23 protein-coding genes are annotated in these 22,096 nt (G+C 70.3%); 11 read left to right on the forward strand and 12 right to left on the reverse strand.

The features are described from left to right. The first annotated feature begins 17 nt into the window (after positions 1–17). Positions 18–1,112, forward strand: coding sequence for a glutamate 5-kinase (gene proB, locus ABZX10_RS03130; RefSeq protein WP_355534844.1), 1,095 nt, complete (start codon positions 18–20; stop codon positions 1,110–1,112). A gap of 145 nt (positions 1,113–1,257) precedes the next feature. On the opposite strand, the gene ABZX10_RS03135 is transcribed toward proB, so the two are convergent. Then, positions 1,258–1,698: an SRPBCC family protein gene (locus ABZX10_RS03135; RefSeq protein WP_355534846.1), complete on the reverse strand. Its 441-nt coding sequence runs from the start codon at positions 1,696–1,698 to the stop codon at positions 1,258–1,260. Between the two features lie 171 nt (positions 1,699–1,869). Between ABZX10_RS03135 and ABZX10_RS03140 the strand changes: the two genes are divergently transcribed. The 3 genes from ABZX10_RS03140 (at position 1,870) to ABZX10_RS03150 (ending at position 4,187) form a co-directional block, all read left to right on the forward strand. Next, positions 1,870–2,877: a diiron oxygenase gene (locus ABZX10_RS03140; protein WP_355534424.1), complete on the forward strand. Its 1,008-nt coding sequence runs from the start codon at positions 1,870–1,872 to the stop codon at positions 2,875–2,877. A gap of 111 nt (positions 2,878–2,988) precedes the next feature. Beyond that, positions 2,989–3,606 (forward strand): ATP-dependent Clp protease proteolytic subunit, encoded by a 618-nt coding sequence (locus ABZX10_RS03145; protein WP_355534426.1) that lies wholly within the window; start codon positions 2,989–2,991, stop codon positions 3,604–3,606. Further along, positions 3,603–4,187, forward strand: a complete 585-nt coding sequence (locus tag ABZX10_RS03150; protein WP_355534428.1) for an ATP-dependent Clp protease proteolytic subunit — start codon at positions 3,603–3,605, stop codon at positions 4,185–4,187. The genes ABZX10_RS03145 and ABZX10_RS03150 overlap by 4 nt, the downstream gene beginning before the upstream one ends. 17 nt (positions 4,188–4,204) lie before the next feature. Here ABZX10_RS03150 and ABZX10_RS03155 read toward each other — a convergent pair whose 3' ends face one another. After that, a complete protein-coding gene (locus ABZX10_RS03155) occupies positions 4,205–4,546 on the reverse strand; it encodes a helix-turn-helix transcriptional regulator (RefSeq protein ID WP_355534430.1) in 342 nt (113 codons plus the stop codon). Positions 4,547–4,626: 80 nt separating this feature from the next. On the opposite strand from ABZX10_RS03155, the gene ABZX10_RS03160 reads away from it, so the two are divergent. After that, positions 4,627–5,628, forward strand: a complete 1,002-nt coding sequence (locus ABZX10_RS03160) for a glycoside hydrolase family 3 N-terminal domain-containing protein (protein ID WP_355534432.1) — start codon at positions 4,627–4,629, stop codon at positions 5,626–5,628. Between the two features lie 167 nt (positions 5,629–5,795). Here the strand turns inward: ABZX10_RS03160 and ABZX10_RS03165 are convergent, their stop codons facing one another. Together ABZX10_RS03165 and ABZX10_RS03170 are read right to left on the reverse strand one after the other, a co-directional pair. Next, positions 5,796–6,662 (reverse strand): Sir2 family NAD-dependent protein deacetylase, encoded by an 867-nt coding sequence (locus ABZX10_RS03165; RefSeq protein ID WP_355534434.1) that lies wholly within the window; start codon positions 6,660–6,662, stop codon positions 5,796–5,798. A gap of 41 nt (positions 6,663–6,703) precedes the next feature. Next, complete coding sequence (locus ABZX10_RS03170; protein ID WP_355534436.1) at positions 6,704–7,756, reverse strand: magnesium and cobalt transport protein CorA; 1,053 nt, start codon at positions 7,754–7,756, stop codon at positions 6,704–6,706. A 159-nt stretch (positions 7,757–7,915) separates the two neighbouring features. Here ABZX10_RS03170 and ABZX10_RS03175 point away from each other — a divergent pair, with 159 nt between their 5' ends. Both ABZX10_RS03175 and ABZX10_RS03180 read left to right on the forward strand, forming a co-directional pair. Then, positions 7,916–9,286: an MFS transporter gene (locus ABZX10_RS03175; RefSeq protein WP_355534438.1), complete on the forward strand. Its 1,371-nt coding sequence runs from the start codon at positions 7,916–7,918 to the stop codon at positions 9,284–9,286. Between the two features lie 25 nt (positions 9,287–9,311). Continuing rightward, entirely contained in the window at positions 9,312–10,667 is a 1,356-nt protein-coding gene (locus ABZX10_RS03180) for an MFS transporter (protein WP_355534440.1), read from the forward strand. 4 nt (positions 10,668–10,671) lie between these two features. Here the strand turns inward: ABZX10_RS03180 and ABZX10_RS03185 are convergent, their stop codons facing one another. Together ABZX10_RS03185 and ABZX10_RS03190 are read right to left on the reverse strand one after the other, a co-directional pair. Then, a complete protein-coding gene (locus ABZX10_RS03185) occupies positions 10,672–11,868 on the reverse strand; it encodes a hypothetical protein (protein WP_355534442.1) in 1,197 nt (398 codons plus the stop codon). 45 nt (positions 11,869–11,913) lie between these two features. Next, positions 11,914–12,699: a hypothetical protein gene (locus tag ABZX10_RS03190; protein WP_355534444.1), complete on the reverse strand. Its 786-nt coding sequence runs from the start codon at positions 12,697–12,699 to the stop codon at positions 11,914–11,916. Positions 12,700–12,765: 66 nt separating this feature from the next. Between ABZX10_RS03190 and ABZX10_RS03195 the strand changes: the two genes are divergently transcribed. Next, a complete protein-coding gene (locus ABZX10_RS03195) occupies positions 12,766–13,710 on the forward strand; it encodes a hypothetical protein (protein ID WP_355534446.1) in 945 nt (314 codons plus the stop codon). Positions 13,711–13,744: 34 nt separating this feature from the next. Then, positions 13,745–14,377 (forward strand): TetR/AcrR family transcriptional regulator, encoded by a 633-nt coding sequence (locus ABZX10_RS03200; RefSeq protein ID WP_355534448.1) that lies wholly within the window; start codon positions 13,745–13,747, stop codon positions 14,375–14,377. 40 nt (positions 14,378–14,417) lie between these two features. Here the strand turns inward: ABZX10_RS03200 and ABZX10_RS03205 are convergent, their stop codons facing one another. The 5 genes from ABZX10_RS03205 to ABZX10_RS03225 form a co-directional block, all read right to left on the reverse strand. Further along, positions 14,418–15,170: an isocitrate lyase/phosphoenolpyruvate mutase family protein gene (locus tag ABZX10_RS03205; protein ID WP_355534450.1), complete on the reverse strand. Its 753-nt coding sequence runs from the start codon at positions 15,168–15,170 to the stop codon at positions 14,418–14,420. Between the two features lie 5 nt (positions 15,171–15,175). Further along, a complete protein-coding gene (locus ABZX10_RS03210; protein WP_355534453.1) occupies positions 15,176–15,568 on the reverse strand; it encodes an ectoine synthase in 393 nt (130 codons plus the stop codon). Continuing rightward, positions 15,569–16,864 (reverse strand): diaminobutyrate--2-oxoglutarate transaminase, encoded by a 1,296-nt coding sequence (gene ectB / locus ABZX10_RS03215; RefSeq protein ID WP_355534455.1) that lies wholly within the window; start codon positions 16,862–16,864, stop codon positions 15,569–15,571. 35 nt (positions 16,865–16,899) lie between these two features. Further along, complete coding sequence (gene ectA / locus ABZX10_RS03220; protein ID WP_355534457.1) at positions 16,900–17,430, reverse strand: diaminobutyrate acetyltransferase; 531 nt, start codon at positions 17,428–17,430, stop codon at positions 16,900–16,902. 174 nt (positions 17,431–17,604) lie between these two features. Further along, on the reverse strand, positions 17,605–18,468 hold the full coding sequence (locus ABZX10_RS03225) for a ribokinase (RefSeq protein WP_355534459.1): 864 nt from the start codon (positions 18,466–18,468) through the stop codon (positions 17,605–17,607). A 40-nt stretch (positions 18,469–18,508) separates the two neighbouring features. On the opposite strand from ABZX10_RS03225, the gene ABZX10_RS03230 reads away from it, so the two are divergent. Further along, the gene (locus ABZX10_RS03230; protein WP_355534461.1) at positions 18,509–18,889 is read left to right on the forward strand and encodes a VOC family protein; all 381 of its coding nucleotides are present in this window, start codon (positions 18,509–18,511) and stop codon (positions 18,887–18,889) included. A gap of 71 nt (positions 18,890–18,960) precedes the next feature. Then, positions 18,961–20,364 carry an LLM class flavin-dependent oxidoreductase gene (locus ABZX10_RS03235; RefSeq protein WP_355534463.1) on the forward strand — a complete coding sequence of 468 codons (1,404 nt, stop codon included), beginning with the start codon at positions 18,961–18,963 and terminating at the stop codon, positions 20,362–20,364. Here the strand turns inward: ABZX10_RS03235 and ABZX10_RS03240 are convergent. Beyond that, complete coding sequence (locus tag ABZX10_RS03240; protein ID WP_355534465.1) at positions 20,337–21,947, reverse strand: alkaline phosphatase D family protein; 1,611 nt, start codon at positions 21,945–21,947, stop codon at positions 20,337–20,339. The two genes, ABZX10_RS03235 and ABZX10_RS03240, sit on opposite strands and share 28 nt — an antisense overlap. Positions 21,948–22,096 lie beyond the last annotated feature (149 nt).

Below are 22,096 nucleotides of genomic sequence, written 5' to 3' on the forward strand. Positions count from 1 at the left end.
AGCTGCTCGACGGCGACATGCGCGCCCTCGTCGCCGGCGCCCGCAAGCTGGTCGTCAAGATCGGCAGCTCCGCGCTGACCGATCTCGAGCACGGCCTGGCGTCGGACCGTCTGGACGCGCTGACCGACGCGATCGTCGCGCGCCTGGACCGGGGGACCGAGGTCATCGTGGTCTCCTCCGGCGCGATCGGCGCGGGCATGGCGCCGCTGGGGTTGAAGCGCCGGCCCACGGACCTCGCGACCAAGCAGGCGGTCGCCTCGGTGGGGCAGTTGCAGCTGGCCAACGCCTGGGGCGCGTCGTTCCGGCGCTACGAGCGGATCGTCTCGCTGGTGCTGCTCACCGCGCACGACATCGGGCTGCGCGTGCACGCCGCCAACGCGCAGCGCACGCTCGATCGGCTGCGCACGCTCGGTGCCGTCCCGATCATCAACGAGAACGACGTGGTGGCCTCCAACGAGGTGCGCTTCGGTGACAACGACCGGCTGGCCGCCCTCGTCGCGCACCTGACCGGCGCCGAGGCGCTGGTCCTGCTCTCCGACGTCGACGGACTCTACGACGGCGACCCGCGCAGGGGCGAGGCCTCGCTGATCCCGGCCGTGGACGGCCCGGAGGACCTCGACGGTGTGGTGGCCGGCTCGGGCGGCGCCCTCGGCACGGGCGGGATGGCCTCGAAGCTGTCTGCCGCCCGGCTCGCCGCCGACGCGGGAGTGCCCGTGCTGCTGACCGCGGCGGCCCTCGCCGACCGGGCGCTCGACGGTGCCGACGTGGGCACCGTCTTCCGGCCGCGGGCCGTGCGCCTGTCGGCGCGGCGGTTCTGGGTGCGGCACGCCGCCGACGTCCACGGGGATCTCGTGTTGGACGACGGTGCCGTCGCCGCGGTCGTGGACCGCCGACGGTCCCTGTTGCCGGCGGGCGTGCACGGCGTGAGCGGCACGTTCTCCGGGGGAGACGTGGTCAACCTGCGCGACGCGGCGGGTACCGTCCGGGCGCGTGGCGTCGTCGCCTACGACCACTCGGAGATCGAGGCGATGCTCGGGCAGGGCACGGCCGAGCTGCCCGAGGGCCTTCGCCGGCCCGTCGTGCACGCGGACGACCTGGTGCCGGTCCGCTAGGGGGCCGGCGGCGGGCAAAACGGGTGCGGGAAGGTATCCGCACCCGGATTGCGTGAGCGCACCCGGCATGCGGGGTGCGCCTGCGCGCGAAGGGTGCGGGAGCACTCTCGCACCCGAAATGCGTCGCCCGCGGGTGCGCTCGCGGCTACACCGTCTCGAGCTGCCGGCGCAGCGCCGCCTCGGACGCCTTGACCGCCTGGACGGCGAAGGGTTCGATGATCATGCCGAGGGCCTTGCCCGCGAGGCCGCCGGGCAGGTCGTAGGTGAACTCGACGGTGAGCTCAGTGCGCCCGTCGCCGGCGTCCGCGAAGGACCAGCGCGACGAGGTCCTGAACCCGGAGATGGACTTCAGCGTGATGAGCCGGTCCGCATCGAACTCGGTCACCTCGACGACGGAGCCGATCTCCTTCGGCCCGATCTTCACCGCGGAGTCGTACACGGCGCCGAGGCCGTAGTCCTTCTCGCCCTGCGGGACGAACCGGCTGATGCCGAAGAACCATGTCGGCACGGTCCGGTAGTCCGCGACGTGCGCGAAGGCCCGGTCGACGGGGACGGTGGCGGTCGCGGTGTGGTTGATGGTGGTCATGGAACCTCCGGCGTCGGCGGTGCGGGCGGCGATCATGTGGGACCCGGTGTCCCGGGTGATCACGGCCGACCCTACAGGCCGGACCAGCGCGTTCATACATACGGGTAGGAAGTGTCCATCATCGTGGTACATTTTCAGTAGAACTGTGTCAGCCCGCAGGAGGACTTCGTCATGGCACTGCACATCACGCACATGGGTCGCACCCGCGGCCGCCCGTTCCCCGGGCAGGCGGAGTACGAGCAGACCTTGCACGACCTGTCGGAGGCCTCGGTCCAGCGGAACTTCGACCCGTACGTGGACATCGACTGGGACTCTCCGGAGCTCGCGGTCACGCCGGACGATCCGCGCTGGATCCTCGACTCCCGCTTCGACCCGATCGGTCGGACGCAGTGGTACCGGTCGCAGCCGCGATCCAAGCAGATCGAGATGGGCATGTGGCGGCAGGCCAATGTCGCGAAGGTGGGCCTGCAGTTCGAGTCGGTGCTGATCCGCGGCATCATGCAGTACACGGCGGTGCAGCCGAACAATTCCCCGGAGTTCCGCTACGCCACGCACGAGGCCAAGGAGGAGTGTCAGCACACGCTGATGTTCCAGGAGTTCGTCAACCGGATCGGCATGGACGTGCCCGGCGGCCCGCTGTGGTTCCGCCGCCTGTCGCCGATCATCCCGCTGGCGGCCACCACCTTTCCGATGATCTTCTACATGGGCGTACTCGGCGGCGAGGAGCCGATCGACCACGTGCAGAAGCAGTTCCTGCGTTCCGGCATCGAGCAGCACCCCACGATGACCGCGGTCATGCAGATCCACGTGGCGGAGGAGGCACGCCACATCTCCTTCGCACACCAGTTGCTCGAGCACCGCGTCCCCACGCGCGGAGTGTTCCCGCGCTTCCTGCTCTCGCTCGCGCTGCCGCTCGTGATGCGCTCGCTGCTCACCGCGATCGCGGTGCCGCCGCGCGAGTTCCGCACGCGGTTCGAGATTCCGCGGTCCGAGTGGAAGCAGATGTACTGGCGCTCGCCGGAGTCGCAGGCCGTCAAGCGCGAGGTCTTCGGCGACGTGCGGCTGCTCGCCGAGAAGACGAAGCTGATGAACCCGGTCTCGCGCCTTCTGTGGCGCGCGCTCGGCATCGACGGCCGCGTGTCCCGGTTCCGCAGCGAGCCGGCGTACTCGGCGGGCTGATCCTCCGCAGAGCCGCACGTTCCGATCCGCCTGAGGCGGAGCTGCTGTGAGCGGCTCCGCCCCAGGCGGATTCGTCTTCTCCGGCGATGCGGTCGGCGCCACGATGGTGGCATGACAGAGGCACCCACCACCCCCAGGTTCACCGAACGGGTACGTCGCGAGCTCTACGACCACCGGGTCGTCGTGCTCGACGGTCCGCTCGACGACGACAACGGCTCCCTTCTCGCCACGCAGATCCTCTCGCTCGCCGCGGTCGGTCCCGGCGACATCGCGCTGTGGATCCATTCGCCCGGCGGGTCCGTACCGTCCATGCTCGCGATCCGCGATGTCATGCGGCTCGTGCCATGTGATGTCTCGACGCTCGTGCTCGGGATCGCGTACAGCGCCGGCCAGTTCCTGCTGTCCGCGGGCACGCCGGGCAAGCGCCGCGCCCTGCCGCACGCCCGGGTGCTCATGCACCAGGGCTCCGCCGGCATCGGCGGCACCGCCGTCGACATCGAGCTGCAAGCCGGCGACCTGCGGCACACCCGGGACACGGTGCTCGGCCTGATCGCGGAGGACACCGGGCGGCCGATCGAGCAGATCTTCGAGGACTCGCTGCACGACCGGTGGTACACGGCGCAGGAGGCCCGCGACTACGGCTTCGTCGACGAGATCGTCGACTCCTTCGACACGATCGTCCCGGGCCGCCGTCGCACCGGTTTCGATCTCGCGGGGGCAACGCGATGAGCACCTACACGATCCCCAATGTCATCGACCGGCGGCCCACCGGCGAGCGGATCACCGATGTGTATTCGCATCTGCTGTCGGAGCGGGTGGTCTATCTCGGCACGGGCATCGACGCCGGGGTCGCGAACGCGATCGTCGCGCAGCTGCTGTTCCTCGCCTCCGACGGCGAGGACGAGATCCAGCTCTACATCAACTGCGAGGGCGGCGATCCCAGCGCGGCCCTGGCGATCTACGACACCATGCGGTACATCCGGCCGCCGGTGGCGACCACCTGCGTCGGGCAGGCCGTCGCCGTGGGGGCGGTGCTGCTCGCGGGCGGGGCACCGGGCCGACGGATGGGTCTCCCGCATGCGCGGATCGTGCTGCATCAGCCGTCGGCGCAGGGGCGCGGCACGATCCCCGACCTCATCCTGCAGGCCGACGAGGTGATCCGCGTGCGCGCCCAGATGGAGCGGGTCCTGGCGCGGCACACCGGCCAGACGCCCGAGCAGCTCCGCGCCGACACCGATCACGACCGCGTCTTCACCGCCGCTGCGGCCGTCGACTACGGGCTGATCGACGAGGTGATCGAGGAGGCCTGACCTCGCCCGGCGGGCGGTCAGGCCGCCAGCGCGAGCAGCCGCGGGCCGGGGGAGACCCGACGGGGCACCGCGACCGGCCCGGTGGCGACGACGCCGAGCCGCACCACCGGGCGTGCGGCCTGCAGCCGCAGACCCACCGCGACGGCGATCGCCCCCACGTCGGTGCCGAGCGCTCCGGCGATGGCCGAGAGCATCTCGCTGGACGGATCCTTGAGCCCGCGCTCGATCTCGGACAGGTACTGCGGCGAGATCCCGGCACGGTCGGCGGTGTCGGCGAGCCGCTCGCCGCGCTCGTGCCGCAGCCGGCGCAGGTGGGCGCCGAGCTCGTGCCGGAACAGTGCCTCGCTGCGGGTCTGCATGGCCTCACGGTACGACGGGCCGGGCCCCGGCACCGTCGGATCCGCTCTGAGCAGCGCGCGAGTGCGTACCCTCGGTGGGCATGGTGGATTTCGACCGTCGGGCGTTCCTCGTCGCGGGCACGGGTGCCGTGTTCGCGACCCTAACAGCGGTGTCCGCGGGGAGGGCCGCGGCGGCACCGAGCGCGGGGCAGCGAGTGGTGTACTCCTACACCGGCCACACGCCGCCCGCCGAGCTGTTGACCAAGGTCTCGCAGGGTCGCGTCGGCGGCGTCATCTTCTTCGCGGAGAACATCTCGTCCGCGACCCAGCTCGCCGAGGTGACCGCGGAGTTCCGCAGGGCGGCGAAGGGCCCGCTCACGCTGCTCACCGATCAGGAGGGCGGCCACGTCAACCGGGTGCCCGGCGGTCCGTCCGCGTCCGCGAAGCAGGTGGGCGCCTCGGCCGACCCGGCGGCCGCGGCACGCACGCAGGGCGCGACGGCGGCCGCCGTGCTGGGCGGGGCCGGGATCACCGGCGACCTCGCGCCCGTGCTGGGCGTGCACCGGTCCGCCGGCGACTTCCTGGACGCCACGCAGCGCAGCTTCTCGTCCGACCCGAAGGTCGTCGCCGACTGCGCCGCGGCCTTCATCCGGGCCGCGCAGGGCGCAGGGATCTCGGCGTGCGCCAAGCACTTCCCGGGCCTGGGCGCGGCCCCGGCGGGGGCGAACACGGACCTGACCACCGTCACCGTCGACGTTCCGGCCGCGACCCTGCAGTCGGTCGACATGGCGCCGTACTCCGCCGCGATCGCGGCGGGGGTGCGGATGGTGATGCCGTCGTGGGCCGTCTATCCCGCCCTGGACGCGGCGAACCCGGCCGGCATGTCCCGGACGATCCTGCAGACCCACCTGCGCGGCCGGCTCGGCTTCTCGGGCACGATCATCACGGACGCGCTCGAGGCGGGAGCTCTCGCGGCGTACGGCTCCACGGGACAGCGGGCGGTCGCGGCGGTCCGGGCCGGCGCCGACCTGCTGTGCTGCTCCGCCCGCGACATCGCCCAGGGTGACGAGGCCGCGCAGGCGCTGGCGCGCGCCGGCCTCTGACCGCGCCCCGGCGCGGACCGGGCCGACCCCGCCCGGTCACTGCACGATCGACGGCACTCCCGGCGCCGCGGCGGTGGTCCAGAAGTCCGCACCCGTGAGGAGGCGGGCGCGGTCGTCGAGCGGGAGATCGGCGGCCTCGGTGCTCACGGGGTCCTCTCGGTCGGTGATCACGGCAGGGCCAGACGCTGGAGCGCGGTGGCGACGTCCACGTCGACGGTGATGTCGGCGAGCTCGTCGCCGCGGGTGCGGCCGCGGTTGATGATGACGATCGGCGTGCCCTGCTTGCGCGCGTGCCGGACGAACCGCAGGCCCGACATGACGGTGAGCGAGGTTCCCAGCACGAGGAGGGCCTCGGCATCGTCGACCATGGCGAACGCGCGGGCGACCCGGGGCTTGGGTACGGACTCGCCGAAGTAGACGATGTCGGGCTTGAGGATGCCGCCGCAGGCTCCGCAGTCGACCATCGTGAAATCGCCGGTGTCCTCGATCACGACATCGGCGTCGGGGGCCACCTCGAGTGCGCCGCGTCCGGCGATCCGCGCGACGAAGTCCGCGTTGAGCGGTTCCAGCTGGGCGTGCAGGCGATGTCGGCTGATCCGGTTCTCGCAGGTCAGGCACCGCACCTGCGCGTAGTTCCCGTGCAGGTCGACGACACCGCGCGAGCCGGCCTTGAGGTGCAGCAGGTCGACGTTCTGCGTGATCACGCCCGTCACGCCGGGAAGGGCCGCGAGGCCGCGGTGCGCCGCGTTGGGCAGCGCCGCGTCCATGTGTCGCCAGCCGAGGTGGTTGCGGGCCCAGTAGCGGCGCCGGAACTCGGCGGATCCCAGGAACTGCTGCAGCGTCATCGGGGTGCGACGGGGCGCGTCCGGGCTCCGGTAGTCGGGGATTCCGGACGCGGTGGAGATCCCGGCGCCGGTGAGCGCGAGGATGCGACGCCCGCGCAGCAGTTCCCGCGCCCGGTCGAGCCGGTCGGCGTAGTCCGCGTCGGGCGCGGTGGCCTCCGCGGGCTCCCAGGCGGGTATCGCAGTGCGCACGTCGTCCAGGCTACGCGCGGTCCCGGCGCGGACGAGCGGACTCAGCCCGGTCGGCGTTCGGTCCCGCCGTGCTGCGCGTGGTGCGTACTGGCGAACGGATCGACCTCGGGCGCTTTGTTGCGGCGCAGCCACAGCGCCAGCGCTATCAGCGGAACGAGCAGGCCGCCGATGCCGAGGATCATGAAGTGCCAGAAACCGTCGATGTGCGAGGTCAGCCACTCGAAGTTCTGTCCGAAGAAGCCGGTGATGAAGGTCAGCGGAAGGAAGATCGTGGCCAGCACCGTGAGCTGCTCCATGGTGCTGTTCTGCCGGGCCGCCGAGTTCGCCTGCTGGACCGAGACGACGGCGATGTTGGCCTGCAGGATCGTGCCGAGGAGGTCGCGCTGGGCGGACACCTCCTCGTTGACCAGCTGGAGCCGGTCGTAGACATCGCGCAGGTACGGGGACAGGCGCTCCTCATCGAGCCCCTTGCCGACGGCGTTGACCACCGCGAGGAGGGGGTGCGCGGCGCGGTAGAAGTTCGTGACCTCGCGGCGGAGCAGGTAGATCCGCTCCGTGGGGGCGACCGCACCCGAGAACACCGTCGCCTCGATCTGCTCGATGTCGTGCTCCAGGCCCGCGACGACGGGTTCGTAGCCGTCGACCACCTGGTCGAGGATGGCCCACAGCACCGCGTCGGTGCCCAGCGCGAGGAGATCCGGCTTCTGTTCGAGGCGGGCGCGGGCCTGATGCAGCTCGCTCGCCACGCCCTGTCGGACGGTGATGACGAAGTTGCTGCCGACGAACACGCTGATCTCGCCGAAGTCGACCTCCTCGCGGGCGTCGTCGTAGCGTGCGGTCCGGAGGATGACGAGCTTGACCGAGGACTCGAAGTCCTCGACCTTGGGCCGCAGGTGGTAGTCCTGAGCGTCCTCGACGGCGAGTTCATGCAGGTCGAAGGCCCGCCGTACGGACTCCATCTCCTCGGGCGTCGGTTCGAACAACCCGAGCCAGACGAAGCCGTTGCCGGCGCACAGTCGTGCCGCGTCGAGGGGAGGGAGCGCGGCCTCCGCTTGCCGGGCACCGTTGACGTAGTGGGCGCAATCGACGATCACGATTGGATTCAACCGCACTCACCCTCCCGCCGCGCGGCGTACTGCGGGGTCGGATCGACCGGTCCGGACACCGGGGTCATTCCGGCACGAATCGTGCCTGCGCCGACGGCGGCGACCTCACTGTTTCGGATATTCGTGTACCGAAGTATATTTCGACGGGTGACGACCGAGACCACGCAGGAGCCGTCGATCGCGGCGCGGCTCGACAGGCTGCCGATGACGCGGCTGCACTTCGTCGCGGTGGGGGTGATCGGGCTCGGGCTGTTCTTCGATCAGTACGAGAACTTCCTGGCCGCGACCATCGCGACCGTGCTGAAGAAGGACTTCGCACTCGGTGCCGACGAGCTCAAGCTGCTCCTGGCCTCCGCGTTCATCGGCCAGTTCATCGGCGCACTGTTCATGGGGCGGCTCGCCGACCGCTACGGCCGGCGCACCGCGTTCATGCTCAATCTGGCGCTCTACTCGGCCGCCTCGCTCGCGGGTGCGTTCAGCCCGAATGCGGCGTTCCTGGTGGTGACCAGGTTCGTCGCGGGCATCGGGATCGGCGGCGAGTTCGCGCTCGCCGACTCCTACCTGTCGGACATCCTGCCGAAGAACGTGCGCGGCAAGTACATCTCCCTGGCCTACGTCGTGTCCTTCCTCGGCGTGCCGGTGGTGGGCTTCGCCGCGCGCTGGCTCACGCCGCAGGTCTTCGAGGTCGGGGGAGCCGAGGTGCAGGGGTGGCGGCTGCTGTTCGTGTTCGGTGCGTTCGGTTCGCTGCTCGTCTGGCTGGTCCGACGGGGCCTCCCCGAATCGCCCCGGTGGCTCGAGGCACGGGGGCGCTCCGACGAGGCCGACGCCATCGTCCGCCGGCTGGAGGCGCAGGCGGTGCAGGAGGGGGCGGTGCTCGCCGAGCCCGACGCGGCGCTGCACCCGGTGCGCTCGCGGTCGATCACCATCCGCGCGCTGTTCCGCCCGCCGTACCGGCGGCGCACCGTCATGCTGTGGATCGTCTCCGCGCTGGAGGTGTTCGGCTACTACGGCTTCGGCACCATCGCGCCGCTCGTGCTGCTGGCCAAGGGCTACTCGATCCAGACCTCGCTGCTGTTCGTGGCGCTGTCGTACATCGGCTACCCGCTGGGCGCCGCGCTGGCACTGCCGATCGTCGAGCGGATCGAACGGCGGTACCTCGTCATCGGTTCGGCGGGCCTGATGGCCGTCTTCGGCCTGTGGTTCGGATTCGCGGGCGGTCCGGCGCAGATCGTGGCGGCCGGATTCTGCTACACCCTCGCCTCGAACCTGTTCTCCAACGCCTATCACGTCTACCTCGCCGACTCGTACCCCACGGCGATCCGCGGGACGGCGGCCGGCGCGGCGTACTCGCTGTCGAAGCTGGTGACCGCGTTCCTTCCGTTCGTTCTGCTACCGATCCTCGACGATCGTGGCAGCGTGTGGGTGTTCGCGGTGGTCGCGGCGGCGATGGTCGCGCTGATGATCACGGTGGCGGTACTCGGTCACCGCAGCACCGGCCGCTCTGCGGACGAGGTCTAGGCCGGAGCCGGCCGGAAAGGCGATCATGAGCGAATCGAGTGCGACGGTGCCCGTCTCGTCCCGGGCGGACACCCGCCGGGCGATCTGGAACACGCTGCGCGGGTCGAGCGGGAACCTCATCGAGTGGTACGACGTGTACGTCTACACGGCGTTCGCCAGCTACTTCGAAGGCCACTTCTTCGACCACGCCGACAAGAACTCCACCGTGTACGTCTACGCGATCTTCGCGGTGACCTTCGTGATGCGGCCCGTGGGCTCGTGGTTCTTCGGGCGCTACGCCGACCGGAGGGGCCGACGCTCGGCACTGACGATGAGCGTGTCCCTGATGGCGCTGTGCTCGTTCGTGATCGCCGTCGTGCCGGGTCGCGAGACGATCGGTGGCGCCGCGGCGCTGATCCTGCTGCTGTGCCGGCTCGTCCAGGGCTTCGCGACGGGCGGCGAGTACGGCACGTCCGCGACGTACATGTCCGAGGCCGCGACGCGGGAGCGACGCGGATTCTTCTCCTCCTTCCAGTACGTGACGCTGGTCGGAGGCCAGGTGCTGGCGCAGCTCATGCTGCTGATCCTGCTGGGCCTGTTCTCCAAGGCCCAGGTCGGCGACTTCGGGTGGCGGATAGCGTTCTTCGTGGGCGGTATCGCCGCGATCGCGGTGTTCTGGCTGCGCCGGTCGATGGACGAGTCCTTGTCCGAGGAGCGGCTGGCTGCGGTGCGGGCCGGTGAGGACACCTCGTCGGGCACCTTGCGCGAGCTTTTCACCGGGTACTGGCGTCCCCTGCTGCTGTGCTTCCTGATCACGATGGGCGGCACCCTCGCCTTCTACGTCTACAGCGTGAACGCGCCGGCGATCGTGAAGTCGGCCTACAAGGACCACGAACTGGTCGCGACCTGGGTGAACCTGATCGGCCTGACCTTCCTCATGCTCATCCAGCCGATCGGCGGCATGATCAGCGACAAGGTCGGTCGCAAGCCCATGCTGGTCTTCTTCGGCATCGGCGGCGTGGTCTACACCTACTTCCTGATCACCTACTTGCCGAACCTCCATGTCGCGGTGGCTTCGCTCGCGATGGTGTGTCTCGGATACGTGATCATCACCGGCTACACGTCGATCAACGCGCTGGTGAAGGCGGAGCTGTTCCCGTCGCACATCCGGGCCCTGGGCGTGGGAATCGGATACGCGCTGGGCAACTCCGTGTTCGGCGGCACCGCACCGGTCCTCTACGAGGCCGCGAAGAACGCCGGCCACGTCACCTGGTTCATCGTCTACGTGACGGTGACGATCGGGATCTCACTGTTCGTGTACCTCTTCTTCCTGCGCAACAAGTCCGAGACCTTCCTCGACCGGGAGCGCGGCAGCGCCTTCGCGGTCGACGGTGCGCGGTAGTCGCTCAGCGTTGCGGGGCGGATCGGAGGATCAGGTACTGGGCAGCGATGGCCTGAGCACTCTTCGCGGGCTGTCGCGAGGTGTACTCGCCGACGTACCTGCCGACGGGGACCACGCAATGGCCCTGTGCGGAGCGGTCCTTCGTGGCGGTCACGCAGGTGGCGCCGGGCACCCCGTCCACTGTGCTGACCGACGACCCCGCGCTGTCCTGCCGGTACGCGGCGACGAGCCGGCCCGCGAGGAGAGTCGCACCGGCGGCGTCGCGGGCCCGATAGACGTTGCTCGCGCCGAGGCCGACGACGTCGACACCGGCGTCGGCCACGTCGGTTCGCGTTCGGGCGGGTCGTTCCACCTGATTCAGCAGGCCTCGCGCGGTGGCCCAGCCGTCGGTGAACAACGTCCCGTCGGCGGGTGTGGGGTGAGCAAGCGTGAGGCTCCGGACACCGTCGGAATCGGTGGGCAGGGACCCGAGCCGGTCGTCGGGGGTGGGCGTGAATCCGCGGAGTGCCGCGACCTGCTCGGTCAGGAACCGTGTCGTGACGGACGGCCCGTCGTCGATCGAGGTCCGTACCGCGATGAGGAGTCTGCCCGCCGGCAGCAGTGCCGTGACGCTGGTCTTCCCGTTCGTCGTCTTCGAGTACGCCGTAGCGCTGGGTTGCCCGGCGAGAGGAAGTGGCGTCTTCGGCGTGGGGGACTGGTCCGATGGGGGCGTGTCGGCAGCAAGGACGGACGGTGCGGTGGCAGCGGCCGTGGCCTCCTCGGCGGAGGGCATCCGCATCAGCGCGACGATGAACTCGTGGCTGCTCGCGCCCGCCTCCGCGCTGTCGCCGTACGCGACGAAGTTTCCGAACTTACTCGCTTTCGTCGCTGCGGCGACGCCGCTGCCGAAGGCGTCGGCCACCGATTCGCCGGCGGCGTTGTGGACGGCGCGGATGTACGTCATCGACGGCACGATGTCGGTGACCACCGGCATCGTCGTGAACATGCGCTGCATCTCGAGTGCCTTGCGGTCGCGTGTCGATGCTGTGATCGTGCGTGCGGAGGTCGCGAACCCACCGGTATCCAGGTGCGGCGCTGCGCTACTGGGAGCTGTGGGCTCGCCCGCGGTGGAGGAGCACCCGGCGATCGTGGCGACGACGGCGAGCGCGCACGCCGCGCGGCGTGCGCGCGTCGAGGGACCGGTCGATGTGAGCGTGATCATGGGAAGAGGTTAGTGTCGTCCGGTTGGCGTTCCCTGGTGACCTGCTTACCGTGGTGATGCTGTGGAGCTGCGGATCCAGTTGCCGAACTCGACGGCGAGGTGCCACTGGTGCTGCCGGAGAAGGCGTGCCGGCACCACGGCCGGGAACTCGACGGTCAGCAGCGCCTCGAGAGTGCCGTCCCGGTCGCGCAGTTGGTGGCGGACGCCGCCGATGCACGTGCCGTCGTCGAGGAGCGCCGCGCCCGCGATCTGGATCGGGTAACCGGGGTCGGCGGGCGTGCTGAGCCGGTCGGTACGGGTGTAGTCGACGAGGAAGCGGGTGGCGGCGGGCGAGCCGCCCGTGGTCTCGACGACCTCCTGACGTCCGTCGGGCAGGCCACGGAGCAGGTAGTGGTCGGGGCACGCCTCGAGCATCTCGGCCTCGCGGTTCGACGCGGTGAGGTCGTCGAACCAGTCCGCGAACCGGTCAGCGGACACGTCCGGCGCCTCCAGGCGGGTGACCGATGTCGCCGTGCGGCCGCGGCTCGCGGCGACGGTCGCCCGCGTGGTCGCCTCGGAGAACGCGAGCTCGCGGCGGAGCAGCGCGTACATGCCGGCGTGGCCGAGGCGGGTCTTCATCGAAGTCAGCGCTGCACGCTGCGTGTCGATCGGCCCGCCCAGCACGCCCGCGATCGTCTCGCCCGGGAGCATCTCTCCCACGGCCCGCGCCCCCAGCCCGGCGGCCAGCTTGCGGAATACGGCCCGGAGGCGGCGCTCTTCCCATGTGCGGACCTGTTCGCCGGCGACCTCGCGGTCCTCGATGAAGGTCCGGATCGTCGTGGATGTCGTCATTCCGCTCCAACCTCTCGTTCTTAACGCTATAAATAGTAGCGTTAATTCTGCGAGAGGGACACGACAATGACGCGATCTGCGACGACCGGGCCGTCCGTGCCGGGCAGGACGACGGTGACGACGAATCGCAGACGGTTCCTCCTCGGCGCGGCTGCGGCCTCGGCCTCGGGGTCGGTGGTCGTGGCGGCCCGATCCGCCGGCAGCGCCCTCGGGGCACCCGGGTCCGCCGCCCCCGCTCCGCAGCTGCGGACATTCCTCGACGGCGAGCGGGTGACACCGGATCGGATCCGCGCCTGGGAGGCCCGCCGGATCCCGGTGGCAGCGGCGCGGCTGGCGCGGGACTATCCGGGCGTGGCGCGGGGCGAGCTGGCCGCGCTGATCGACCGCGGCCCCGCGGCGACGGCGGATCTGGGTCCCGCGCGGGCGGTGCTCGCGAGGACCCGTGCGGACCTCGGCGTCGAGCGGATCCGCGAGATGTTGGCGCCGGAGATCGCGGTGTCCGGCGCGGCGACCCTGGGCGCCCTCGCGATCTCGGGCGGCCGGTGGGCGATCGCCGCCACCGACATCGACTGTCCCCGGGGCACGGCAGAGGGATTCGCGGCCTGGTTCACCCGGGAGCGCGACATCGACGACCGACGCACGTGGACCGACGCCTGCCCCGACCACTACGTCATCGTGACCGGTGCGGACGGACGGCAGGAGGTCATCGAGGTGACCGGCGGCGCGGTCCTGCCCAGTCGCTTCTTCGTCGACTACACCGACCGAGCGCGCGTGCCCGTCCCACGCGACCCCGGGTATCCGATCGAGGTCGCCGGTACCGCGTCCGTCGCCGGCGGCGACCTGATCGGTGGTGTGCGGCACCAGTTCCGGAACCTACCCGGCGGCGGATTCCGCAGCCGGCTCCGTGTCGCCTTCCCCGCCGCCGTGCCGGGCCTGTACATCACCGAGCATCGGTGGCACCTGGCCGTCGAATTCGGCAACTGGATCTCCGCGTACCTGCGCGCCGGGTGATGGTGTGCCCGTGGGCGCCTGGGAGACTACGGGCATGGACGGTCGCGCGAACCCCGAGTCCGACGGTGCCGCCGGGGGCCCGGAGCCCCGGCGCCGCACCGGCGGTCGCTCCGCGCGCGTCCGGGAGTCCGTACTGGCTGCGGCACTGGCGCTGGTGGCGGAGCGGGGCTTCGAAGGGTTGCGCATCGCGGAGGTCGCCGTGCGCGCGGGGGTCGCGGAGACGACGGTCTACCGTCGCTGGCCGACACCGACGGCGCTGATCTCCGACGCCGTCACCGAGCTCGCCGCGCAGGGCAATCCGGCGCCCGATACCGGCGATCTGTGCGGTGATCTGCGCCGGGTCGCGGAGCAGATCACGGCGTTGCTGGCGGGCCCGGGCATCGCGCGGCTCGTCGGCGCGACCCTGTCGATGGCGGGTGATGCGGAGGTCGACGCCGCGCGACGACGGTTCTGGGACACGCGTTTCGCGAGCAACGCGCCGGTCGTCGAGCGCGCGATCACCCGCGGCGAGCTACCGGGCGGTACGGTCCCGCGCGAGGTGCTCGAGACTCTCGCGGCGCCGCTGTACTTCCGCCTGCTGGTCGGGGGTGAGCAGCCCGACGGTGCCTTCATCTCCCGGTGCGTCGACGACGCGGTGACGCTGCACGGCGGGCGGGTGGGGCGGTAGTCGTGGTGAGCGTGCGCGCCGGCCGCGCCCGCCACGGCCGTCAGCGCCAGCGCGAGAGCAGCTCGTTCGATCGTTCGGTGAGCTGCATCTGCCAGATCGGCCCGAAGCTGATCCTGCCCGCACCGGCGGCGGCGAGCGCGGCCAGATCGTCGGTCGCGGGATTCGCGATCGCGTTCACCGGCAGCGGCAGAGCGTCCGCGAGGTGGCGGAGCGTGGCCGCGTCGTGGAACGCGACCGGGTAGAGCGAATCGGCGCCCGCGTCGGCGCACAGCTGCATCCGCGCGATGGCGCGCTGAACCCGATCCTCCGCCTCGCCCACCTGATTCTTGAAGATGTCGGTGCGGGCGTTGATGACGACGTGCACGCCCGCGGCGTCGGACGCGGCGCGCAGCGCGGCGACCAGGTCCGCGTGCTCCTGGGCCTCGCGGAAGCGGCCGCCTTCGCCGTGCACCGTGTCCTCGATGTTCAGTCCCACCGCACCCGCTCCGAGCAGGCCATCGATGATCCGCTCGGCGGACTGCCCGTAACCGGACTCGATGTCGACGGAGACGGGAACCGGGACTGCGGAGGTGATCTGGGCGACGCGGGTCATCGCCTCGTCGAAGGTCATGCCCTCGCCGTCGGGCTTGCCGACCGAATCGGCCATCGGATGCGATCCGACGGTGAGCGCGGCGAACCCGGCTGCGACGGCGGTGTTCGCGGACCAGGCGTCCCACGTGGTGGGCAGGACGACGGGATCGCCCTTGCGGTGCAGGGACTTGAGGGTGACGGCCAGATCGGCGAGCGAGGTCATGAGTATCAGTCTGGCACGGCGACGAGCGGGTAGACGCCGTTCTCGTCGTGCACCTCGGTGCCGACGACGGGTGGGTTGAAGACGCACAGCATGCGCATCCGGGTCCGCGTGGTCACGGTGTGTCGCTCGTGGCCGTCGAGCAGGTACATCGTGCCGGGTGCGAGCGGGTACTCTACGCCGGTCTCGCGATCGAGGAGCGTGCCCTCGCCCTCCACGAGCCACACGGCCTCGACGTGGTTGGCGTAGTGGAACTCGTTGACGGTTCCGGGCTCGATCACGGTCTCGTGGAAGGAGAAGCCGACCCGGTCGCCGCCGAGGACGATGCGCTTACTGCGCCAGTGGCCCGCGGCGACGTCGCGCTCGGTGCCGGTGATCTCATCGGTGGTACGAACGATCATTCAGATCAGCACCTTTCGGGTCGCGGTGGCCAGGATGTCGAGACCCAGGTCGAGATCGGAGTCGGTGATGGTCAGCGGCGGCAGCAGCTTGACCACCTCGTCCGACGGGCCGGAGGTCTCCGCGAGGAGACCCTGCTCGTAGGCGGCGGCGCAGACCGCGCCCGCCTTGTCGGCGTCGGCGAAGACCAGTCCCTGCACCATGCCGCGGCCGCGGTGGCTCAGCTGCTCGGGGAACTCGGCACACAGCTCGCCGAAGCGCTTCTCGATGTGCGCGCCCTTGCGGAGCGTCTCCTTCTCGAAGCTGTCGTCCGACCAGAACTCATCGATCGCGTGCTTCGCGGTCACGAACGCGGGGTTGTTGCCGCGGAAGGTGCCGTTGTGCTCGCCGGGGCCCCACACGTCCAGCTCGGGCTTCATCAGGGTGAGCGCCATCGGCAGGCCGTATCCGCCGATCGACTTGGACAGGGTGACGATGTCCGGGGTGATGCCGGCCACCTCGAATGAGAAGAACGGTCCAGTACGGCCGCAACCCATCTGGACGTCGTCGACGATCAGCAGCATGTCGTGCCGCTCGCACAGGTCGGCCAGGGCGCGCAGCCACTCGGGTCGCGCGACGTTGACGCCGCCCTCGCCCTGCACGGTCTCGACGATGACGCCCGCCGGCTTGTTCAGCCCGCTGCCCGAGTCGGCGAGCACGGCCTCGAACCACTGGAAGTCCGGTGCGACACCGTCGAAGTAGTTGTCGAAGGGCATCGGCGTCGCGTGCACCAGCGGGATGCCCGCGCCGCCGCGCTTCATCGAGTTGCCGGTCACCGACAAGGCGCCCAGCGTCATGCCGTGGAAGGCGTTGGTGAAGTTGATGATCGACTCGCGACCCTTCACCTTGCGGGCGAGCTTCAGAGCCGCCTCGACGGTGTTGGTGCCGGTGGGTCCGGGGAACTGCACCTTGTAGTCGAGGCCGCGCGGGCGCAGGATCTTGTCCTCGAAGGTCTGCAGGAACTCGCCCTTCGCCACGGTCGACATGTCGAGCGAGTGGGTGATGTGCCCCTCGGAGATGTACTCGACGAGGGCCTGCTTGAGCTTGGGGTGGTTGTGCCCGTAGTTGAGGGCGCCGGCGCCCGCGAAGAAGTCGAGGTAGCGGTGGCCGTCGCGGTCGATCAGCCACGATCCCTCGGCCCGGTCGAAGACGGCGGGCCAACCGCGGGAGTAGCTGCGCACCTGCGACTCGCGGGTGCTGAAGATCGAGGGCTGCTCGAAATCGGCAGTACTGGTGTTCTCGTCGGTCAGGGTGGACATGGTGATCCTCCTAGTGGGCCTGCAGCCCCCGCCGGTCAGGCGGGGTCGATGACGTACAGCTGCTCGGGCTCGTGGGGGTCGGATTGCGTGGGGGAGATGTGGTGCGAGGCGAACAGGTCGCGCACCGTGAGAGTGGAACCGCGCTTCTTCGCCACAGAGCCGAAGAGCTCCTGGGACGCGGTGTTGGATGCGGTGATCGTGGTCTCCAGGCGTGAAACGCCCGCCACCGCAAGATGATCCAACAGATCGATGAGCATACGCGACGCGATGCCGTGGCCGCGGTGCGCGGCGTCCACCGCCACCTGCCACACGAACAGCGTGTCCGGGCGGTCGGGTCGGCGGTAGCCCGTGACGAAACCTGCTACGGCACCGTCCCGTTCGGCGACGATGGAGCTGGCGGCGAAGTCGCGGCACAACAGCGTGTACGCGTACGTCGAATTGAGATCCAGAACCTCGGTGTCCCTGGCGATCTCCCACAACCGGATCCCGTCGTCGATCGACGGGCGTCGGGTGGTGACCCCCGATTTCGCGGGGGCGGTGGGATCGCTCTTGTGAGACGGGCTCATCGCTTTCGACGCTAACAATCGCCCCAGCGGAAGTCACCCGCGCTCCGGAATCGGTCACCGGAACACCGGTGTATCCCCAGGGAGCCGGGTGAATGTGAGATGGGTCACATCATGGCTGCGGGGGAGCCGGTCGCGCGTACGGACCGGAACCGGGGACGTCGTGGATCGTGAGGCTCATCGGGCGGCCTCGTGCGCGGTGAGGAAGGCGTCGATCTCCGTCGCCGACGGCGCTGCGGCAGCACCGGCGCCCGCAGCGGTGAGCGCCCCCGCCGCGTTCGCCCGGCGCAGCCGTTCGGCGGGCGGGAGGTCCCAGTGCGCCGCGAGCGCGCCCGCGAAGGCGTCGCCCGCGCCGGTGGTGTCGACGACGTCCACCGCGAATCCCGGCGTCGCGACCTCACCGCCCGGCCCGGACGCGCGGGCCCCGTCGCCGCCGAGGGTGGTGACGACCTGCGGGACGCGGCGCACGACCTCGGCGAGCGCCTTCGCTTCGTCCCGGTTGACGATCACCCCGTCGAGCAGGTCCACCAGTTCGTCGGGGAGGTCGCGCACGGGAGAGGGATTGAGCAGGACGACGGTGCCCGCCTCCCGCGCGGCGCGGGCGGCCTCGACGACCACTTCCAGCGGTATCTCGAGCTGCAGCAGCAGCACGTCCGCCGCGGCGATGGCCTGCCGCGCACCGTCGTCGACGCGGACCTGCGCGTTCGCGCCGGGCACCACCACGATGTGGTTCTCGCCCGACGCATCGACCGTGACGTTCGCGAACCCGGTGCTGCCCGGCTCCCGCGCCACTCGGGTGACATCGACGCCGGCCGCCGCGAGCGAGCCCAGCACCGTCGTGGCGGCGGCGTCCTCGCCCACCGCGCCGACGAACACCGTCGACGCCCCGGCGCGCGCCGCCGACCTCGCCTGGTTGGCGCCCTTGCCGCCTTGCCCGAAGGTCACCGAGCGTCCCGTGACCGTCTCGCCCGGCCGGGGGAAACGTTCGCACACGGTGACCGCGTCGAGATTCACACTGCCCACCACGACCACCGATGTCATGTCCGCACCCTACGACGCACCGCCGCCGTAGGCTCGGCCCATGACCATGATCCGTCCGTTCCTCATGTTCCAGGGCGGCGCGGCCGCCGCCGCGATCGACCTGTACGTCTCGGCGTTCGACGGTGCCGTCCTCACGTCGGTGCCGCACGCGGACCCGGCGCAGGGCATCCAGCTGGCCGAGCTGGTGATCAAGGGCGAGCACGTGTTGATCAGCGACAGCGCCGTGGACCACGCCTTCGACTTCACCCCGTCGACTTCGCTGTTCGTCGACTGCGACGACCGGGTCGAGCTGGAGCGCCTCGTCGCGGTGCTCGGCGCGGACGGGAAGACCTACATGCCGCTGGGGGAGTACGGCTTCTCGACGGCGTTCGCGTGGGTGGGGGACAGGTTCGGCGTGTCCTGGCAGCTCAATCTGGCCTGATGCCGGCCGTGATCGCGTCACGCTGAGCGCAAGCCTGTGCGGGCCGGGGCGGCCGGCCTAGCCTCGGCCGCATGACCCGCCAGATCCGCTTCAACGCCTTCGACATGAACTGCGTCGCCCACCAGTCGCCGGGGCTGTGGCGCCACCCGCAGGACCAGTCCCATCGCTACAAGGAACTGAGCTACTGGACCGATCTCGCGAAGCTGTTGGAGCGCGGCACCTTCGACGGCATCTTCATCGCCGACGTCCTGGGGATCTACGACGCGTACAACGGCAACGGCGATGCCGCGATCAAGCACGCGGCGCAGGTGCCTGTCTCCGATCCGATCCTGCTGGCGTCGGCGATCGCGGGCGCCACCGAGCATCTGGGGATCGGCATCACCGCCGGCACCGGCTTCGAGCACCCGTTCCCGTTCGCGCGCAGGCTGACCACGCTGGACCACCTCACGAACGGCCGGATCGGCTGGAACGTGGTCACCGGCTACCTGCCGTCGGCGGCGAAGAACATGGGGCAGCTCGACCAGCTGCAGCACGACGAGCGCTACGACCACGCCGACGAGTACCTCGAGGTCCTGTACAAACTCTGGGAGGGCTCCTGGGAGGACGACGCGGTGATCCGCGACCGGGAGAGCGGCGTGTTCACCGATCCGTCGAAGGTGCACCCGATCAACCACCACGGCAAGTACTTCGACGTGCCGGGCATCCACGTGGGCGAGCCCTCGCCGCAGCGCTCCCCGGTGATCTACCAGGCCGGTGCGTCGCCGCGCGGGCTGGCGTTCGCGACGGGCAATGCCGAGGCGATCTTCGTCGCGGCGCCCACCAAGGCGATCCTGAAAAAGGTCGTGCGGACGATCCGCGAGGGCCTCGTCGCCAACGGTCGCGATCCCTATTCGGCCAAGGTCTACACGCTGCTCACGATCGTCACGGACGGCACCGAGGCGAAAGCGCAGGCGAAGCTCGAGGAGTATCACCGGTACGCCAGCGTCGAGGGCTCGTTGGTCTTCATGTCCGGCTGGATGGGGGTGGACCTGGGTGCCTACGACCCGAGTGACCCGGTGGGCGACGTGCAGTCCAACGCCATCATCTCGGCCGTCTCCAACTTCCAGCAGGCGGACCCGTCGGGCAAGGACTGGACGGTGGAGGACATCGGCAAGTGGGGCCGGATCGGCGGCATGGGGCCGGTGCTCGTGGGGTCCGCGCAGCGCGTCGCCGACGAGCTGCAGGAGTGGGTCGAGGAGACCGACGTCGACGGCTTCAACTTGGCCTACGCCATCACTCCCGGCACCTTCGAGGACATCGTCGAGTTCATCGTGCCGGAGCTGCGCAGACGGGGCGTGTACCCGTCCGAGTACGTGCCGGGAACGCTGCGGCACAAGCTGTTCGGGCAGGGTGACCGAATCGCCGCCGATCACCCCGCCCAGCGCTTCCGTTACGCCGGAGCGCAGGACTACGCCGGAGCGAGTTCCTTGGCGTAGAGCGAGGCGCCCTTCGCGTCGCGCAGGTTCACCGTGAGCGCCCGCGAGCCCGCGTCGATCGTCACCTCGCCGAAGTGCTGGAATCCCTCGGCGGGGGACGCGTTCGGCGTGTCGGGGGCGTGCACGAACTCGTACTGCGCGCCGAAGGTCTGATCCAGTGGGCTCTTCGGGAAGGCTCCGGCGTTGAGCGGGCCCGAGACGAACTCCCAGAACGGCGAGAAGTCCTGGTACGCGGCCTTGTCCGGGTGATAGGAGATCGCGGCGGTGTAGTGCACGTCCGCGGTGAGGTACACGACGTTCTTCACGTCCTTGGTGCGGGAGAGGATGCGCGAGAAGGCGATCTCGCGGCCCAGGGGCGCGCCGCCATCGCCCTGCGCGACGGCCTCCATCGACTTCGGGCCGTCCTTGGGGTCCGAGAGCGAGTCCGGCACGACGATGCTCAGCGGCAGGTCGTTCGCGACCACCTTCCACGTGGCGGTGGAGCCGGCCAGCCCGTCGATGAGCCACTGGGTCTGCTTGGCGCCCAGGATGCCGCCGTCGTCGGTGGTCGCCCAGTTGTTCGGATTCGGGTCCTTGTAGCTGCGCATGTCCAGCACGAACACGTCGAGCAGCGGGCCGTAGGAGATCTTGCGGTAGAGGCGGCCGTCGGCGGCCTCCGTCGGCTGCACGGGCTGCCACTCCCGCCACGCCCGGTACGCGAACCCGGCCAGCTTGTTCACGTCGGTCTCGGTGTAGCCCTTGCGGTTCTGTCCCGCGAGCGACTCACCGGGGTACCAGTTGTTGACCACCTCGTGGTCGTCCCACTGGATCAGCTGCGGCACGGTCGCCGCGAACCGGCGGTAGTGCTCGTCGAGCAGGTTGTAGGCGAAGTTGCCGCGGAAATCGTCCAGGGTCTGTGCGACCCGGCTTTTCGCCGCCGCGGTGACATTGCGATACGTGTTGCCGTCGTTCTGCTTCTGGGTCTCGGGCACGGGGTTGTCGGCGTAGATCGCGTCACCGGAGTGGATGAAGAAGTCCGGCTGCGTGTCGGCCATCGCGCCCATGATCGCCATGCCGCCGTCGCGATTGATGCCCCAGCCCTGGCCGACCACGTCACCCGACCACAGGAACTTCACGTTCCCCGCGGCCGACGGTGCCGTGCGGAACGTGCCGGCCACGGGCTCGGACCGCGCGCCGTTCTCGCCCTCCAGCGTGACGCGGTAGTGCACCGTCTGCCCGGGTTCGAGACCGGTGATCCGGAACCGTCCGGCACCGTCGGACGTCGGGTCCAGCCTCGGGCCCTCGAAGCGGCGCGGGTCGCTGAAGGACTCCGACGAGGCCGTCTCGACGATCATCCGCGCGGGTGCGTCCGATCGGGCCCAGACGAGGGCACCGTCTGTCCGCGGATCGCCCGAGGCGACACCGTGCGTGAGGCTGGGGCGGCCGCGCACCAGACCGGTCGAGCCGGCCGACGACGAGGCGGCGGCACCGTCGGACGTGGAACCGCACGCCGAGAGCAGCGAGCCGGCGGGGACGAGCAGGGCGCCGGCGGCACCGGCGCGGAGCGCGGTGCGGCGTGAGAACGGGAAGTCACTGAGGGGCATGGACACGACGATGCCCGGATCGGGTTCCCACCCGACGAAGGCAGGGTTACCAGCGGGGATGCCGCACGATGTCCACCTGATGAACCAGTGGCGGTGGATGCATCGTTCGATTCTGTTAACGTCGAACGCGCGGTAATCACACGTCCGGT

Source organism: Tsukamurella sp. NPDC003166 (assembly GCF_040611135.1).
Lineage (GTDB): Bacteria > Actinomycetota > Actinomycetes > Mycobacteriales > Mycobacteriaceae > Tsukamurella.

Bases quoted from the DNA above. Each gene is read 5' to 3' on its own strand.
- ABZX10_RS03160 (WP_355534432.1), top strand. From the start codon at position 4,627: ATGGTGGATTTCGACCGTCGGGCGTTCCTCGTCGCGGGCACGGGTGCC.
- ABZX10_RS03140 (WP_355534424.1), top strand. From the start codon at position 1,870: ATGGCACTGCACATCACGCACATGGGTCGCACCCGCGGCCGCCCGTTC.
- ABZX10_RS03195 (WP_355534446.1), top strand. From the start codon at position 12,766: ATGACGCGATCTGCGACGACCGGGCCGTCCGTGCCGGGCAGGACGACG.
- ABZX10_RS03185 (WP_355534442.1), bottom strand. From the start codon at position 11,868: ATGATCACGCTCACATCGACCGGTCCCTCGACGCGCGCACGCCGCGCG.
- ABZX10_RS03210 (WP_355534453.1), bottom strand. From the start codon at position 15,568: ATGATCGTTCGTACCACCGATGAGATCACCGGCACCGAGCGCGACGTC.
- ABZX10_RS03135 (WP_355534846.1), bottom strand. From the start codon at position 1,698: ATGACCACCATCAACCACACCGCGACCGCCACCGTCCCCGTCGACCGG.
- ABZX10_RS03180 (WP_355534440.1), top strand. From the start codon at position 9,312: ATGAGCGAATCGAGTGCGACGGTGCCCGTCTCGTCCCGGGCGGACACC.
- ectB (WP_355534455.1), bottom strand. From the start codon at position 16,864: ATGTCCACCCTGACCGACGAGAACACCAGTACTGCCGATTTCGAGCAG.
- ABZX10_RS03225 (WP_355534459.1), bottom strand. From the start codon at position 18,468: ATGACATCGGTGGTCGTGGTGGGCAGTGTGAATCTCGACGCGGTCACC.
- ABZX10_RS03200 (WP_355534448.1), top strand. From the start codon at position 13,745: ATGGACGGTCGCGCGAACCCCGAGTCCGACGGTGCCGCCGGGGGCCCG.
- ABZX10_RS03145 (WP_355534426.1), top strand. From the start codon at position 2,989: ATGACAGAGGCACCCACCACCCCCAGGTTCACCGAACGGGTACGTCGC.
- ABZX10_RS03150 (WP_355534428.1), top strand. From the start codon at position 3,603: ATGAGCACCTACACGATCCCCAATGTCATCGACCGGCGGCCCACCGGC.
- ABZX10_RS03155 (WP_355534430.1), bottom strand. From the start codon at position 4,546: ATGCAGACCCGCAGCGAGGCACTGTTCCGGCACGAGCTCGGCGCCCAC.
- proB (WP_355534844.1), top strand. From the start codon at position 18: ATGCGCGCCCTCGTCGCCGGCGCCCGCAAGCTGGTCGTCAAGATCGGC.
- ABZX10_RS03205 (WP_355534450.1), bottom strand. From the start codon at position 15,170: ATGACCTCGCTCGCCGATCTGGCCGTCACCCTCAAGTCCCTGCACCGC.
- ABZX10_RS03235 (WP_355534463.1), top strand. From the start codon at position 18,961: ATGACCCGCCAGATCCGCTTCAACGCCTTCGACATGAACTGCGTCGCC.
- ABZX10_RS03230 (WP_355534461.1), top strand. From the start codon at position 18,509: ATGACCATGATCCGTCCGTTCCTCATGTTCCAGGGCGGCGCGGCCGCC.
- ectA (WP_355534457.1), bottom strand. From the start codon at position 17,430: ATGAGCCCGTCTCACAAGAGCGATCCCACCGCCCCCGCGAAATCGGGG.
- ABZX10_RS03190 (WP_355534444.1), bottom strand. From the start codon at position 12,699: ATGACGACATCCACGACGATCCGGACCTTCATCGAGGACCGCGAGGTC.
- ABZX10_RS03240 (WP_355534465.1), bottom strand. From the start codon at position 21,947: ATGCCCCTCAGTGACTTCCCGTTCTCACGCCGCACCGCGCTCCGCGCC.